11 protein-coding genes are annotated in these 15,384 nt (G+C 59.3%); 5 read left to right on the forward strand and 6 right to left on the reverse strand.

The window, feature by feature from the left end; all coding sequences use genetic code 11:
* Positions 1-27 precede the first annotated feature (27 nt).
* From rfbB to ACQQCD_RS09105, 4 genes are read left to right on the forward strand one after another with little or no spacing between them, the layout of a single operon-like run.
* Positions 28-1,062: a dTDP-glucose 4,6-dehydratase gene (rfbB, locus tag ACQQCD_RS09090; RefSeq protein ID WP_430268063.1), complete on the forward strand. Its 1,035-nt coding sequence runs from the start codon at positions 28-30 to the stop codon at positions 1,060-1,062.
* On the forward strand, positions 1,059-2,510 hold the full coding sequence (locus ACQQCD_RS09095) for a sugar nucleotide-binding protein (protein WP_430268064.1): 1,452 nt from the start codon (positions 1,059-1,061) through the stop codon (positions 2,508-2,510). The genes rfbB and ACQQCD_RS09095 overlap by 4 nt, the downstream gene beginning before the upstream one ends.
* Positions 2,511-2,542: 32 nt before the next feature.
* Positions 2,543-3,559 carry an LCP family protein gene (locus ACQQCD_RS09100; RefSeq protein WP_430268065.1) on the forward strand — a complete coding sequence of 339 codons (1,017 nt, stop codon included), beginning with the start codon at positions 2,543-2,545 and terminating at the stop codon, positions 3,557-3,559.
* A 44-nt stretch (positions 3,560-3,603) separates the two neighbouring features.
* Positions 3,604-4,992 (forward strand): AAA family ATPase, encoded by a 1,389-nt coding sequence (locus ACQQCD_RS09105; RefSeq protein WP_430268066.1) that lies wholly within the window; start codon positions 3,604-3,606, stop codon positions 4,990-4,992.
* On the opposite strand, the gene ACQQCD_RS09110 is transcribed toward ACQQCD_RS09105, so the two are convergent.
* The 6 genes from ACQQCD_RS09110 to ACQQCD_RS09135 form a co-directional block, all read right to left on the reverse strand.
* A complete protein-coding gene (locus ACQQCD_RS09110) occupies positions 4,989-5,846 on the reverse strand; it encodes an aldo/keto reductase (protein WP_430268067.1) in 858 nt (285 codons plus the stop codon). The genes ACQQCD_RS09105 and ACQQCD_RS09110 overlap by 4 nt on opposite strands.
* Positions 5,847-5,993: 147 nt before the next feature.
* The gene (locus tag ACQQCD_RS09115; RefSeq protein ID WP_430268068.1) at positions 5,994-7,196 is read right to left on the reverse strand and encodes a hypothetical protein; all 1,203 of its coding nucleotides are present in this window, start codon (positions 7,194-7,196) and stop codon (positions 5,994-5,996) included.
* On the reverse strand, positions 7,193-8,437 hold the full coding sequence (locus ACQQCD_RS09120) for a glycosyltransferase (RefSeq protein WP_430268069.1): 1,245 nt from the start codon (positions 8,435-8,437) through the stop codon (positions 7,193-7,195). The genes ACQQCD_RS09115 and ACQQCD_RS09120 overlap by 4 nt, the downstream gene beginning before the upstream one ends.
* Before the next feature lie 26 nt (positions 8,438-8,463).
* A complete protein-coding gene (locus ACQQCD_RS09125; RefSeq protein WP_430268070.1) occupies positions 8,464-9,348 on the reverse strand; it encodes an ATP-grasp domain-containing protein in 885 nt (294 codons plus the stop codon).
* Entirely contained in the window at positions 9,345-10,253 is a 909-nt protein-coding gene (locus tag ACQQCD_RS09130; protein WP_430268071.1) for a PIG-L deacetylase family protein, read from the reverse strand. The genes ACQQCD_RS09125 and ACQQCD_RS09130 overlap by 4 nt, the downstream gene beginning before the upstream one ends.
* The gene (locus ACQQCD_RS09135) at positions 10,250-12,016 is read right to left on the reverse strand and encodes an Ig-like domain-containing protein (protein WP_430268072.1); all 1,767 of its coding nucleotides are present in this window, start codon (positions 12,014-12,016) and stop codon (positions 10,250-10,252) included. Before ACQQCD_RS09135 ends, ACQQCD_RS09130 begins: the two co-directional genes overlap by 4 nt.
* A 679-nt stretch (positions 12,017-12,695) precedes the next feature.
* Here ACQQCD_RS09135 and ACQQCD_RS09140 point away from each other — a divergent pair.
* A complete protein-coding gene (locus ACQQCD_RS09140) occupies positions 12,696-15,371 on the forward strand; it encodes a LuxR C-terminal-related transcriptional regulator (protein WP_430268073.1) in 2,676 nt (891 codons plus the stop codon).
* Positions 15,372-15,384: the final 13 nt, after the last annotated feature.

Below are 15,384 nucleotides of genomic sequence, written 5' to 3' on the forward strand. Positions count from 1 at the left end.
TTGCGCAACCACGTATCGTTAGGCATCATGGGGAGATTTCTTGTCACAGGCGGCGCCGGTTTCATCGGTTCCAACTTTGTCCACTACCTGATCCGGACTACTGAGCATCACGTGACAGTCCTGGACAAACTCAGCTATGCCGCAAACCCCGCGTCCCTAGCCAACCTTCCCACTAGTCGCTTTGAGCTTGTGGTGGGTGATATTTCCGACCCCGGCATAGTTGATCAGTTGGTGCGCTCAGCCGACGTGGTGGTGCACTACGCCGCCGAATCCCACAATGACAACTCGCTTTTTGATCCGGCCCCGTTTCTGCAAAGCAACATCATTGGCACTTACACCCTTTTGGAAGCGGCTAGGAAACACGGCACACGCTTTCACCACATCTCTACCGATGAGGTTTACGGCGATTTGGCGCTAGAGGATCCTGCCCGTTTCACCGAGGCCACCGCGTACAACCCCTCAAGCCCGTACTCTGCCACCAAGGCAGGCTCAGATTTATTAGTGCGCGCGTGGGTACGGTCATTTGGTGTGGCGGCAACCATCAGCAATTGCTCCAACAACTACGGTCCGTTCCAGCACGTCGAAAAATTCATCCCCCGCCAAATCACCAACGTCATTGACGGCATCAGACCCAAGCTTTATGGCACGGGCAATAATGTGCGGGACTGGATCCACGCCGAGGACCACTCGCGCGCAGTCCTGAGCATCATTGAGCGCGGAAGGATCGGTGAGACGTACCTGATCGGGGCTAATGGCGAGCGCAGCAACATAGACGTAGTGGAACTGATTCTGAAACAGATGGGGCTACCGGCTGACTCCTACGATCTTGTTCCTGACCGGCCAGGACACGATCTGCGCTACGGCATCGACTCCACAAAGCTGCGCAACGAACTCGGTTGGGCGCCGGAATACGCCGACTTTGAAGGTGGCCTTGACGCCACGATCACCTGGTACCGAGAACACGAGGACTGGTGGCGACCACAAAAGGCTGGAACGGAGGCCCGCTATATGGACATGGACCAAAACACCACATCCACAAAGGCCCCTCGGACTACGCCATGAAATTTGCACAGCCGCTCGCGGTCCACCAAACAAACATTCCAGGGCTCCTGGTTATTGACCTCCCCGTGCACGGTGACAATCGCGGGTGGTTTAAAGAGAACTGGCAACGAGAAAAAATGCTGGCGCTTGGCGTGCCGGACTTTGGCCCTGTCCAGAACAACATCTCCTTCAACGCGAGCGCCGGAACCACTCGCGGGATCCATGCCGAGCCGTGGGACAAATTCGTCTCCGTGGCCAGCGGACGGATCTTTGGCGCTTGGGTTGATCTTCGCGAAGGGACGTCCTTCGGCACCGTCTTCACTGCCGAGCTTGGCCCGGACCAAGCAGTATTTGTGCCACGGGGTGTGGGGAACGCCTTTCAGAGCCTGCAAGACGGGACAGCATATACGTACCTAGTCAATGACCATTACTCGCCCGAGGCGCAGCACCTGTACACATTCCTCAACCTTGCAGATGAGACGGCAGATATCTACTGGCCCATCCCCCTCGCCGAAGCCGAGCTGTCCGAGAAGGATCAGAAACATCCGCGCTTGGCGGACGTAACTCCGATGCCACCGCTGAAAACCTTGGTACTTGGTGCGGACGGCCAATTAGGCCGGGCTCTTCGGCAGCAACTCGGCACGGCACCGAACGTGGAATTCGCGGGACGAGAAGACCTCGATCTGAGCATGCCGGACGCGTATACAGGCCGAAATTGGCGCCAGTATTCAACAATCATCAACGCCGCTGCCTTCACTGACGTGGATGGCGCCGAAACTCCTGAGGGGCGCCGCGCGGCCTGGCAGATCAACGTCAACGCGGTCACGCAACTTGCGAGGATCGCCACCGAGTACCGGTTGACCTTGGTCCACGTCTCGAGCGACTACGTTTTTGACGGCAGTTCAGAGCTGCATTCAGAAACGGAACTGGTCTCACCGCTGGGAGTCTACGGTCAGAGCAAAGCGGCTGCAGACGCCGTCGTACTTTCAACCCCGCGGCATTACATACTCCGCACAAGCTGGGTGGTGGGTGACGGCAAAAATTTTGTCCGCACCATGGTTGGGCTCGCGCGCGGAGGTGTAGCTCCGGCCGTGGTTAATGACCAGTACGGTCGGCTGACCTTTACTCAAGACTTGGCAGCCGGCATTCAGCACTTGCTTAGCACAGGGGCCACCTACGGCATCTACAACCTGACCAACGACGGCGACTCCCGGAGTTGGGCGGACATCGCCAAAGAGATTTATGGGCTATTGGGGCAACCACGTGATTCAGTAACCGGGGTCAGCACTGCAGAATATTTCGCCGGGAAATGCGCCGCGCCCCGGCCACAACACAGCACTCTGGAGCTGGGCAAAATCAAATCTGCAGGCTTTTACCCCCAACCCGCGTCACAACGCCTTGCGGAATATGTGCGCGATGAGGTTAGTGCGTGGCGTGTGCGAGAAGCGTTGAGTGAGAAGCGAACTTAGCTTTTGACAGCCCTCGCTGTTATTCTCGGCCCATGGATGAAACCCCTTCTGGACGCAAAAAAACTGGCCGCACTGTGCTGATTAGCTTTGCCGCAGTGGTGGTTATTGCCGCCCTCGTGGCTGGCGGCTATGTATTCAGCTTGGTGCAGTCCTACAAGGACAACGTGACGGTGATGGACTCGGCATTCCCCGAAGAATCCACCCGCCCCACTGCTACCGGCAGCGGCGATTCCAAGGCAGTCAACGTCCTGCTTCTGGGTTCGGATACACGCGGAGCTGGAGTCACTGACACCACCGCCTCGGGTTCATCCGATCAGCGCTCAGACACCATGATCCTGGTCCACATTCCGGCTGACCGGAAGCACATCTATGGCATCTCGATAATGCGTGACCTCTGGGTGGACATCCCTGGTCACGGTCAAGCGAAGATGAACGCCGCTCTGGCCTTCGGCGGTATCCCGCTGGTGGTGCAAACGGTTGAACAACTCCTCAAGTCCCGCATTGACCACGTTGCGATTGTGGACTTTGAAGCCTTTAAAGGCGTGACGGAGGCGCTCGGAGGAATCGAAGTAAACGTCAAAGAGCCCTTCACCGCCGGCCAGTTCAATTACCCGGCGGGTAAACAGACACTCTCGGGTGACAAAGCGCTCGCCTTCGCCCGCGAACGCCACGCATTTACTGACGGCGACTATCAACGAGTGCGCAACCAGCAAGCTCTGATCAAGGGTGTTATTGCCAAATTGCGTGACAAGGGCACCCTCTCCAACCCGGGCAAACTGCAGTCCCTCGTGTCAACCTTGTCTCCATACCTCACAGTGGACAAGGGTCTCGACGCGGGAACCATCGCGTCCTTGGGCGTCTCCGTAGCTGGTGTTGGGGCGGCAGACACCAAATTCTTCACCCTGCCCACCGGTGGCGTAGGAACCTCAGCAGACGGCCAATCGATTGTGCTCCTTGACGAAACCGGAACCAAAGCGGTTTCCGATGCCCTGGTCAACGACAAGCTAGACGAATACGTAGCGACTACAAAGGTTGACAGCGGAAACTAGCCCTCCCCTTTCCCCGCGGAACCGCAACTGCTAGGTTCAACGGCATGGATGAAAAATTGGGGGATTTCCTTGGCAACTTTGCGCAACTTGTTCAGCTGGCCCAGGCTCAACAACAGGACCGAAGCACAGGCCCGCAGCTTTCGGAGACACTTGAGGAATACCTCGGCGTCCCGCTAAATACGCTCTCCGTCATCACCGAATCCGTGCCCGCGCATCGGCTAATGGACGCGGACATCCTGATGAGCGAATACGCCGAATCGGACCCGGAATACCGGCTCACCGGCGTGGGTGGCGGGGACCAACGCCACCACCAGTCCTTGGCCGATATGTTGCAAAACACCATGTTTTCGCCCATGTTCCCCATTGGCCAACCCGACTATGCGAACCTGGCGACCGGCCCTGATGACTACCGCCGCGCCGTCGTTTTTGGCGTTTGGCTCTTGCACCACAACAGTGAGCCCATGGCGGTACTACAGCGCGACGCGAACCAGCGCTTCGGCCGCCAGACGGCCTCGCTAGAAGTCCTGGCCCAGGCAGACACCGCCATGGACTTCTTGGCTGACTTCCGCAAACAATTCCAACACCGCAGCGTCCTCAAGGGCCAAGTTATTTCGCTAGACATCAGCGAATACGGACCCAGCGGCGCGGGTGTGACGTTCCACCGTCGGCCACAAATCAACGGCACCGATGTCATCCTCCCAGACGGACTTTTGGGCAAAGTCAATGCGCACGTGACGGGCGTCGCCGAACACCGCGAGTCCCTCAAAAACCACGGCCAACACCTCAAACGCGGAGTCCTGCTATACGGCCCACCCGGGACCGGCAAAACACACACCGTCAAATACCTACTGAGTGAAAGCCCCGGAACCACGGCAATCCTGCTCTCCGGCCAATCCCTCGCCCGGATTACCGAAGCGGCTCAAATGGCCCGCGCGCTGCAGCCATCGATTGTGGTCTTGGAAGACTGCGACCTGATTGCCGAGGACCGCAGTTTCTCTCGCGGCCCGCAACCGCTCCTCTTCGAAGTTCTCGACGCCATGGACGGGCTCGACGCCGACGCAGATGTAGCCTTCATCCTCACCACCAACCGGGTAGACATGCTGGAACGGGCCCTCGCCCAACGCCCCGGCCGGGTGGACCTCGCCGTGGAAATCCCACTCCCGGCAGAGGACGAACGCCGCAAACTCATCAAGCTCTACGCCCACGGCATCCCCTTCAGTGACGCCGCCATAGCGGGCGCCGCAGCAAGCACCGCCGGCACCACCGCATCCTTCGCGAAAGAACTCGTCCGCCGCGCCGTCGTCGCCGCTGCTTTGGAGAGCACAGCGGTAGCCGACCGTCACCTCACAGCCGCGGCGGCTGCCCTGATGTCCGACGCCGAATCCCTCACCCGCAGCCTCCTGGGCAGTAACGCAAGCACCGCCGTCGGCTAGTTGCTCCGGTGACTGCCCAGGCGGCTCACCATGGCCGGGTCGCGGTGATCAAAGAACAAACTGGCACCCGTGTCTAAGGTGGCGATCTGCTCCATCTGCGCCTCACTGAGCTGGAACCCAAACACATCAAAGTTCTCAGCCATCCGCTCCGGGCGCCCCGACTTAGGAATCACCACAACACCGCGCTGAATCAGCCAACGCAACACCACCTGCGCAACAGATACCCCGTGCTCGGCAGCAATGCCGCTCAACAACGGGTCAGTAAACAAGTTGTTCCGGCCCTCCGCGAACGGACCCCACGACTCGATCTGCACACCGTGTTCGGCCATAAACGCCTGATCCGCTGCCCGCTGATAAAACGGGTGCGTCTCTATTTGATTCACAGCCGGGACGATCTGGTTGTGATCGATCAAATCCACCAGCCGGTCCATGTGGAAGTTAGAAACACCAATAGCCCGGGCCAATCCCTGCGTGTTCACTTCCTGCAGGGCACGCCACTCGCTATACACATCACCAATCGGCTGGTGAATCAGGTACAAATCCAGATAATCCAGGCCCAAGCGGTTCAATGAGTTATGGAATGACCGCTTGCTGTCCTCCTGCACATTGCCCGTGGGCGCGTGCTGAATCCACAACTTTGTGGTGACAAATAGATCGTCCCGGGCAATACCACTCGCCTTGATCGCGGCGCCCACCTGTTCCTCATTGCCGTAACCGGCTGCCGTATCAATGTGCCGGTAACCAGCCGCGAGCGCAGCCTCCACTGCGGCCTGAGTGTCCTTCGGCTCAATCTGATACACACCAAAACCGAGCACGGGCATCTGGACACCATTATTCAAAGTCACTGTTTCCATAGGGCTACTTCACCACGTCGGAGCAGATTTGGGGAGGGTCTGGCGGGACGGGTACGTGCAGGCCACCCTCAGCTCCCAGCACTCCCAAAACTAAGACCGGCGCCTGCCCCACCTGTTGTACAGACGCCGGCCGTCTCTTAGGACCCGCTACCGAGTCCAAGCTTCTTTGATTGCTTGCCAATGCTGGTCCGAAAGTTTGCTGGCCGGGGTCACTGAGACGGAGCGTGCGCCACCCTCGGCCGCAGCTTTGAGGGCGGTCTTTAGATCCGTTGCGGAGACCGTCCCGGACTTGTCGCCCGAGTTCTCGTCAGCCCACAAACCGATGGACTGGGAAATCCGGCCTGGATCGCGCTGCACCAGCTTCGCCGCCAAATCCTTGCTATCACCCGGATCCCCACCGTTGAGGCCAAAGTAATCCCACACCACCAGACCATCCGAAGACTTCAACAACTGGTTGTAGTCCTGCCCGGAGTCCTTTCGGTCCCCACCCAGATCCGCATTGGTTGCCGCGCCGGCCCCAGAGTTCGGGCTGCGGACATCCATCAGCAACTTCACCCCAGACTTTCCGGCGGCGTCCCGAGCCCGGGCAACCAGCTTGGCCAACACGGCCGACCGCCACTTTCCAATGCTCGGGTCAATGGTGTTGATACTGCCGTCCGAATTCCGGGGCCAATCATCCTGGCCGCTGAAATTCCGGTACGAATCAGCATCAGCGTCCCCAAAAGTAGAGTCGTCAAACATCAGCTCCGTCAGGGACACAGCATCCGGCTTGTACCGGGCGGCCACATCCCCCACCAAAGCCACCAAATGCTCCCCCACCGCGCCATGCTCCAACGCCGCCACTGACGCAAAATCCGCCGACCGTTTCCCCTGCACATCTTGACCAGCCAGCGAAGAATCCTCAGCGATCATGCCCGGCACCAACGCATCCACCACCAGGGTGGTTTTCCGCTTAGAACCATCCGGCGCGGTCCCCACCCCTTCCAACGCCTTCCACACAAAATCCTCACCACGGCTGCTGCGGACCTGCGAAGACTGCTGCTCGCTGTGCCCGGCCCACACAAAACCAGTCCAGTCAGGACGTCCGACGGCGATCCCCACCGAATTCGCCCGCACTTCCTGAAGCTTCTGGTTCAGTGCGCCCCAATCCTTCCCAGGCACCGCCACGTCCTCAAAACCAAAGTTCACAGCCCGCTCCGCGGGCGGCGCAGCAGGCGTACACGCAGCCAACACCAAAACCGCCACCAACCCCACCGGAACCAGAAAACGAACCGCAGCTTTCGCGGAGATCAGCGCCGCCGTCGTTATACCTGTTGTTGCACTCAAATGTTTACCCACAGCGTTCCTCATAGCGTTTCCAAACTTCGGGTAGGAATACTCACCACACCAGTCCGTTCCAACTTGTTCCACCGGGCCGAGGCGCCGCGAACCTCCTGGACCACAGCCCAAAACATGGTGGCACCCACAAACAACGAATACACGGGCCACAACGGCAGGGTCCACAAATAGCGCAGATCCCCCCACGCCTTATTAATCCCCATAGAAAACACAGCCAAAAACACTGCCGTGAGCAGGCCAATCCAACCCACCACACCCCAAGCATCCGGCGGGACAGGGTTAGCCCCACCGGCCACCAGCAACGGGATCAACGCCACCACCAGCAACTGCAACAACGGCACCACCACCATGGTCAACGCATTGAACGCCATAAACGCACCAAAAACCCCATAGGCAGGGTTACCAATCATGCGCCAGTGAATCCGCAAACACTGCAACAACCCACGAGCCCAACGCACCCGCTGCTTCCACAAACCCTTGATGGTGGATGGGGACTCGGCATAAACCAGGGCTCGCGGGTTGTACCGGACCCGATACCCAGCCTTGTAAATCCGCCAGGTCAGGTCTAGATCCTCCCCCAAAGTTTTGGTATCCAACGGACCAGTAACATCCAAAACATCTCGCCGGAATGCCCCAATGTTCCCGGACACAATCGGCATAACGTGCAACACCGTCAGCCCACGGCGCACCAAACCCGTACCAATGTGGGAGATCACGGTGAGCAGCTGAGTCTGAACCTTGTTCAAGTTCACGGGCCGGTCATCCCCACACACGGCACCCACCCCACTATCGGTAAAACCGGCGAGCATATCCTCAATAGTGTGGGCGGTAAAAATTCCATCGGCGTCCACAAACATCAACACCTGGCCTTTGGCCCGCTGCGCACCGTTATTCAGCGCCGCACCCTTGCCGGCATTCGGCTGCGCCACAAAAGTGACCACAGGGTGCTTAGCGGCGAGCGCAGCCATCAACTCCGCCGTGTTATCCGTGGACCCGTCGTCCACCAAAATGACCTCCATAGGACGGTAACTACTCGCCACCACGGACTCCACACAGTTGTTGATCACGTTGGCCTCGTTGTACCCGGGGACAATCACTGAGACCATGGGCTGCTGATCCAACAAGCTCGGTGCCTTTCGCCTCCGCCTGCGCCAAGCCACGAATTCGAACCCCATGCTGAGCGGAACAAACAACAACTTGACGAGGCCAAACGCCAAAATCAGCACTCCGGCCCAGAACATTCCGGGCAGCACAAAAACGGCTATGCCATACCAGTCCGCTAGGGCACCTTAGGGAGAAAGTCACACAAGACGTGCTCCAGCAACCGAGGTGCCGAACGGCTATTGGCACCAAACCGCGCGTTCACTTCCAACACCACCGGAGTGCCGTTAGCGCGCATCCGAATGTCTACATCCACCGGCCCGGTCAGGCACAGGGCCGCGGCGGTGCGGGCGGCCAAAACTCCCACGGCAGGTTGACGCCAAGAGGGCACCAACTCCACCCCCGTTGCGTTGCCCACCCGGCCTTCTTTCAGTCCCGTTTTTTGCAAAACAAAAGTGCGCGGTTCACCGGTGCCACGCGGCATGTGGACCACCGGAGCGAACTCCGTTCCTGGCGCAAACTCTTGGACAATCAACGAATCGTCCAGGCTGGCCCAGTCCAGCCGAGACCCCGGGTCAATCACCTGCACACCCCGGCCACCACGGGAGACCCGTGGCTTGAGGATGAGTGGGGCGCCCAATTCACGGAATGCGTCCTCAAGGCAGACAAACTCGGAAGGCAACCCGAACAACGGCACCGGGATGCGTTTGCTGGCCAGTGCCATCATGGTGAAGAACTTGTCATTCGCTACATCCACCCCCTCTGGCGGGCTAATCACTGTTGGTGTTGGAAACTCGCCATCGGCCACGGCCCGCGCCAACACAGGCAGCTCTTCGCTAACAGTGGGTATCACCAAGTCCGCCCGGGTACGGCAAGCGATGCTGTACAAGGCCTGCACCATCCCCGGATGACTGGCGGAGACAATCCGGTGCCGCTCAGAGGCGGGGGCCGGAGCTTTAGCGTTTATATCAACGCCGATCACATAGTGACCCTGAGCCAACAATTGTTGACCCAAGGCTACGCCGACTGGACCGGCGCAGCCCGTTACCAGGATCCTTTTCACAGGTCTCCCATCGCGGAGCCCAAGAAACGTACCGGCTCAAAAGCTTCCGCGTACTGGCGTTTGGCTTGCGAACCACGGAACGCCGCCATCCCTGTGACGTGCCCGGCACTCATGTACGGCTTAGCCATCTGCCCCTGATGGGTTTGCACAGCTTTGACCTTGATATCCATGTAGTTCTGAATATCCACGTACACGCTCGGGTTAAACGCCCGGGTGGTTGAGGGGCTTTCAAAACAGAGGATGGTGGGTTGACGGCGCGCAGCCCGCAAAGTGGCCATGTGCACGGCATGATGGTCCTGGTGCTGATCCGAGTTGGAGTGGGTGAACACCACATCCGGCTTGATCTCATTGATCACAGCTTCAATGCTGTTAACCATGGCGGTGTTGTGCGCCGCCAGCTCAGTGTCCGGGAAATTGAGTACCTTGAGATCTTTGATGCCAATAAAGTTCCCGGCTCGGGCAGCCTCAGCCTTGCGTTCCGTCCGGACTCCACCAACGTTGCCCGAGCTCATCACCAACCCGTACACCTGATGACCCTGATCAATCATCTTGGCCAAGGTCCCGCCACAGGCGAGTTCCAGATCATCCGGATGCGCACCCACCGCCAGAATGGTGCGAGTCTGCGGCATGGGCTGGGTGGTGATCCGGAAACGAATCAGCAACCAAGCGGCAAACACTGTGGCAACCACGGTCAGAGCTACGGCAAGCTCACGCATCAGCTCTGGTGTGCCCGGGACCAACGCCGCCGCATTAAAGGCGGCCAAAATAAGGGCCCCGCCCATCATCTCTGCGCGCAGCGTTGAGCCACTGCGAAGGTGCCGGACGAAAATCCGCGAGTAAAACGGCGTTGCAAGAAAAGCGGCCGTCGCCAGGCAGAGTGGCAGGCAAACAACGTTAGGGATCACTGGGAAACTTCTTTCTTAGACGTGCGTGACTTACGCAGGAGTGCGAGTGCTGCCAAACCGGCCAGTAACGCTGTTAGGCCTATAAACACCAGGGCACGCAGAGCGATGGGACCGGTTTGTGCCAGCTGGTCAGCCGGGGCCGATGCTTGGCTGTCCTGCGCCGGAACATCAGTGCCAGCCGGTCCTTGCGGCGCGGTGGGGACAATGATGGGCGTGGTCGCCGCAGTCGAAGTGGGTACTGGCGTTGCGGGAGGAATCACCGGTGACGTGGGGCTGGTAGGCGGCGCAGGCGCTGTAGGTTCAGTGCTTGGAGGTGTAGTGGGTTCCGTAGTTGGCGGCGTTGTTGGGGCAGGCGTCTGAACCGTCACAAAGCCAAAGTCCAAACTCAGATCCTGGGTGTTCCCCTGGCTGGTATCCACCGTGCTCACGGCCGTCCACGTGGAGGAATTAGCACCGGAATCGTTGCCCGTGCCAGCAATAGTGGGCTCCAGCCCAGCCAAAGCCGCAGCCGACGCATTCCGGTCAACCATCACCTGGTAAAAAACCCCGGCCGGCAACGGCGCCAACCCCTCAAACAGGAAGTGGCCCTGCGCATCCGATGTCTGCGCCGCGATGGGCAGACCGTTCACATCCGTGGCTGCCAAACCATCCGTCCTGCCCACCGTCAAACTCACCCCTGCCAGCGGAGTATCGGAGGCGTCCTGCAAACCATCCCGGTTCTGGTCCACAAAAATCTTGTTTCCCACACTGTTAGGCGGCACCCCCTCGCCCGAGCCACCATTCTGGGTGCGGGTGGCAGTTGCGGTGCTGGACTGAGTGCCGGTTTCGGTAGAGAACCCACCGTCATTGGTGAACGTGCGGGCGCTCTGATCCGTCACCGTGCCGGTCAGATCAACGTTGATAAATTCCGACGCCCCAATGTGGTCCAGCACCAAGATGAACTTGCCCGGATCGCAGCTAAAAGACACCACACGCGAGGCAGGCAACGGCACCGGGTCAACAATGGAACGGTTCCCCAACAAAGTGGTGCCCTTGGTGATGTTCAGCGAACTGCAATCCAAGGTCCAGCCCGGCTGCGCCGTATCCGTCACAGTGATGGGGCCAGCGAACGGACCGCTAGGCAGCCCGATCCGCCACCCCAAAGCACCCACCGGATCAATCACGCCTTCATCGCGCCGAGTCCAACCGGAGAATTTGGAAAAGTCCCGGCTGGTATTGATGGGCAGCTCTGGCATACCGCTGGTGCTCGCCTGGATGGTCACCGGAACCAAGTCCCCGGTGAAATCCAGATCGTAAGTACCCGGGCCCGTGCCGATCACCGCACGGTCCCACTTCAAGGCAACAAAAGCTTTGCCCTGAACTTTTGCGTGGCTTGCGGCGAAATCCGTAAAAGTAAAGCGTGCGATTTTCCCCTCCCACACTGCAGTGGCAACCACATTGCCGTCCGGGTCCAGCACGCTAAACGGCGCTGTGGATTTGGGCCGCAGCTCATTGGGCAACACCACCGTGTAACTTGCGCCAGCCACTGCAACATCGGGGATATCAAAGTTGAAATCCAGCCGAAGGGTATCCACACTGCTGGACTGCAGCGGGCTCAACACCAGTCCGGAGAACACCGCGTCCTGTGTGGTAGCCATCGGGGCCACGTTTAGTAACGACGCCGGTGCTGCCGCAACTGGTGCGGTGACGGCTGGTGCGGTGGCGGCCTGTGCGGTGGCGGCGCTAGGTGCTATCGCCGTCGTGCTGGCAAATGCTGGTGCCACTCCCGGAAGCAGAACAGCGCTTGCTACGGCAAGGGCACAAAGGCTGGTCCGCGTCGCCGCCACTGATCTATGTGATGTTCTAGCGGATTGTGTGCCGGCCTCTGGGACTGGAGCTTGAAAAATGGACGTCTTGGGGGTGCTGTAAAAAGCCATCGTGGAAACTTTCGAAATATGGGAAATGCGCACCTCTGCGCCGGATTGCGGTCCATATTCGGGTAATGACGTACGGCTCCGCTGTTCCTGATGTATGCCCTGCCACACGGGCTGGGATCAGATCCAGAAGCTCAGCTTGTGTCCGGGCAACTGGTTTATCCAGCGTATGGATGCCGTTGTGCCGGTTGTGGAAAAATGTGGATATCGCCAACGTAACTGCGGATAACCACCTGATTAATGTGGCAGCGTGCGTACTCTTTACAGAGGCCGTGTGGGCAATCACGTGCGGTTAACCACACGGAGATAAAGAACCGGCTCCACGCTCAGAAAGGCTCGCTAGTATTCATACAGTTCCGGCACCGCGGGAACTGGGCCGCTGCGGCTATGGGAATCTCGGCAAGGAGACTCACCGCAACGCTGAACCCGTCCAATCCGGGCGGAGATGCGAGGTCCTATAACAAATGCAGCGTGAAAAGTCGCGGCCGCATCCAGCGACGCAGACGGCATAACGGTATATGGGGTATGTGTGCACAGATCTGTTCAAACCCGACGACGAGAATTCGAGAATATTAAGGCGCTGATCCAACGCCCTCGAGAAAATGCTCTATTGGTTCACGGACCCACTGGCAGCGGAAGAACCCGCCTACTGGGCCAAGTTTCCGAGGCGTCCGAGGCACCCGCGACAATGATGTCCGCTGGCCCCACCCACGGTGCCGAGCCACTGTCCGGCCTTTTTACCCTCACCGCCGGTGGCGCCTTACCCTCAAGCAACGGCCTGGGACGTGTATCCCCCGGCGGGGAGGCCCCCACCTCCGATGAACTCCTGGCCCTCGGCCAGCACATTGTGGATTCGATGGTGGCCCAAAACTCCGGTCCCCGAGTAGTCCTCATTGACGATCTAGACCTCGCCGATCCGCAAACCCTGCAAGTCATGGGATACGTGATGCGCCGTCTTGCCGGAACCGGTGTGTGGATTGTTGCCTCAGTCCAAGAAATTTGTGGAACCGGGCCACTGCACGGCATCCGCACCCTAGACCTGCAACCGCTCTCGCGCACCCTCATGATGGAACTAGCTATTTCCGAGGCGCCATCCAACGTGGACACCGGTGTGCTTCGGATGCTGGTGGACTCTGTGGACGGAAACCCCGGGGCACTGCTTAAGGCTCTGCGCAGCCTAGACGTCACCCAACTAGACGGCCGCCACCCGCTCTCTCTGCCGCTACGCCAAGACGCCGCAACCGCGGCGAAACTCTTCCGGCAACTGGAACCGCACAGCGCCGCGTCCAAAGAAGTCCTCACTTGGATGTCCACCGCTCCAGGTATCAGAGTGGCCACGCTCAAACTCGCTCTCCCCAAGAGCTACTCTGCAGTGACCGAGCTCCTCGCCGCCGGGCTAGCAGGTCACTTAGGTGAAGGAATCCGTATTACCCAGCCAGCCTTGAGGTCAGCACTGTACTGGTCCCTTGACCCGGAACTGCGAACCCATATTCACGCAACTCTGGCAGAACATTCCATCCAGCCACTGAAACAATGGCACCAAAGTTTCAGCGACTTCAGCACCGAAACGGCCCGCAGCCTACGCAAAACCAGTGCCGAACTGATTTCCATGGGATTTGTCCGCGAAGGCATCGAGTTCACCGAACGCGCCTCCATCCTGGGCCCCGCCGCTGACGAAGACTGTGAGGACCTTGTGGTTCTGGGCGAAACACTCCTTGCCCAAGGCGAAATAGAACTCGCCCGCACCTTCGCTGGCCGGGCCCAGTTACTGCGCAGCAGCGGAGACCTTCCTTTGCGAATCACCGGTCTGCAAATCGCCTGCGAGTACTTCCTCACCCAGCGCGTCCTCAGCAACGTTGCCCGCTCCACCACTGAACAAGAGTCCGACGGCGGCCGCGAACTGGCCACGGGTTTGGTCTTAGCCGTTGCCTCCCTACACACCGACCGTTGGGAATTGGACGCAGCTCGCCGAGCACTCAAATCCGCCCGTGCCATGCCCGGAATAAGCTCAAAAATCGTTGCGGTTCTGGCCGATTCCATCGAAGCCCTGATCAATGCACTAGACCTTGGAGTGGCCCCGGTGGTCCCCACCACTGCTGTGCAAGAGCTGGGCCGCGTCTGCCAGAACGTCCACGACCCCAGCATGTGGGTGCCCTTCGCCGTGGTCAACTTCGCCCGAGCTTGCTACATGGCTGAGAATTTCGACGAAGGCCGGTCACTACTGGATTCCCTCTTTCACCAGCAAGGAAAACTCAGCCCGCTTTGGTCCGCGATCGCTCGTCTAGAGCGCATTGAACTAGAACGCAGGGCCGGCAACCACGGGGTGGCGCTGATGGAAATGGCCTCCGTGATCAAGTCAGATGAGCCGGATGTTTTCCGGCACACTATGGCCGTCAATACCTCCTGGTACTGGTTTGAAATCGGCGAACAAGAACTCGCCGCCGAAGCCTACTTGGCCTCCGTCCGCTATAGCCAAGGCCGCCGGAACATCGAAGTCAACGGCCTGGTGGACGCCCGCCGAGGCTCCTTCAACTTGCGCGCCGGAGACGTGGATGAGGCACTCGTGTACCTGCGCCGTTGCCAACAGACCGGTATGCACTTGCGCAACCCGCAACTGATGCGCTTTGAACCAGACCTTGTGGAGGCTCTGGTCCGGGTGGGTGACGTGCGTGAAGCCAAAGAAGTGATGGCTGAATTTGAAGAACGTGCAGCACGGACCCCTTCACGGTGGGCCCAGCTGGCAGTATTACGGTGCCGTGCAGTACTACAGGACGGCGAAGCATCTATAGCTGCTTTTGAAGAGGCTCTGAGCGCTTTCACCGAGTCTGATTCAGAATACGATCACGCCATCACCCTGGCAATTTTTGCCCAACGGCTCTCCGAACTCGGCAAGGACTCACGCGCCCGGCAGCTCATCCATGCGGCTCAAATGTCCTTCACGGACATTGGCCTGCCGCTCTGGGCGGACATCCTGGACCATCAAGAACCGCTACCCGATGGTGACCTACAGGCGCACCTGCTACTCAAGATGCCGGAGACGCAGCGCCAAGTGGTGGAACTAGTGATGGCCGGTTACCGGAACAAGGAAATTGCCGACGAGCTCTTCCTCTCTGTCCGGACCGTTGAAGTGCGGCTCACCAAGGTGTACAAGGAGCTGGGCGTGAAGTCCCGGGCGCAACTATTGGCCCGTTTGGGTGCTGGGTAGGTTTATCCCTTGA

Source organism: Pseudarthrobacter sp. J1763, from assembly GCF_050490295.1.
GTDB lineage: Bacteria > Actinomycetota > Actinomycetes > Actinomycetales > Micrococcaceae > JBNPEO01.

Bases quoted from the DNA above. Each gene is read 5' to 3' on its own strand.
- rfbB (WP_430268063.1), top strand. From the start codon at position 28: ATGGGGAGATTTCTTGTCACAGGCGGCGCCGGTTTCATCGGTTCCAAC.
- ACQQCD_RS09095 (WP_430268064.1), top strand. From the start codon at position 1,059: ATGAAATTTGCACAGCCGCTCGCGGTCCACCAAACAAACATTCCAGGG.
- ACQQCD_RS09100 (WP_430268065.1), top strand. From the start codon at position 2,543: ATGGATGAAACCCCTTCTGGACGCAAAAAAACTGGCCGCACTGTGCTG.
- ACQQCD_RS09105 (WP_430268066.1), top strand. From the start codon at position 3,604: ATGGATGAAAAATTGGGGGATTTCCTTGGCAACTTTGCGCAACTTGTT.
- ACQQCD_RS09110 (WP_430268067.1), bottom strand. From the start codon at position 5,846: ATGGAAACAGTGACTTTGAATAATGGTGTCCAGATGCCCGTGCTCGGT.
- ACQQCD_RS09115 (WP_430268068.1), bottom strand. From the start codon at position 7,196: ATGAGGAACGCTGTGGGTAAACATTTGAGTGCAACAACAGGTATAACG.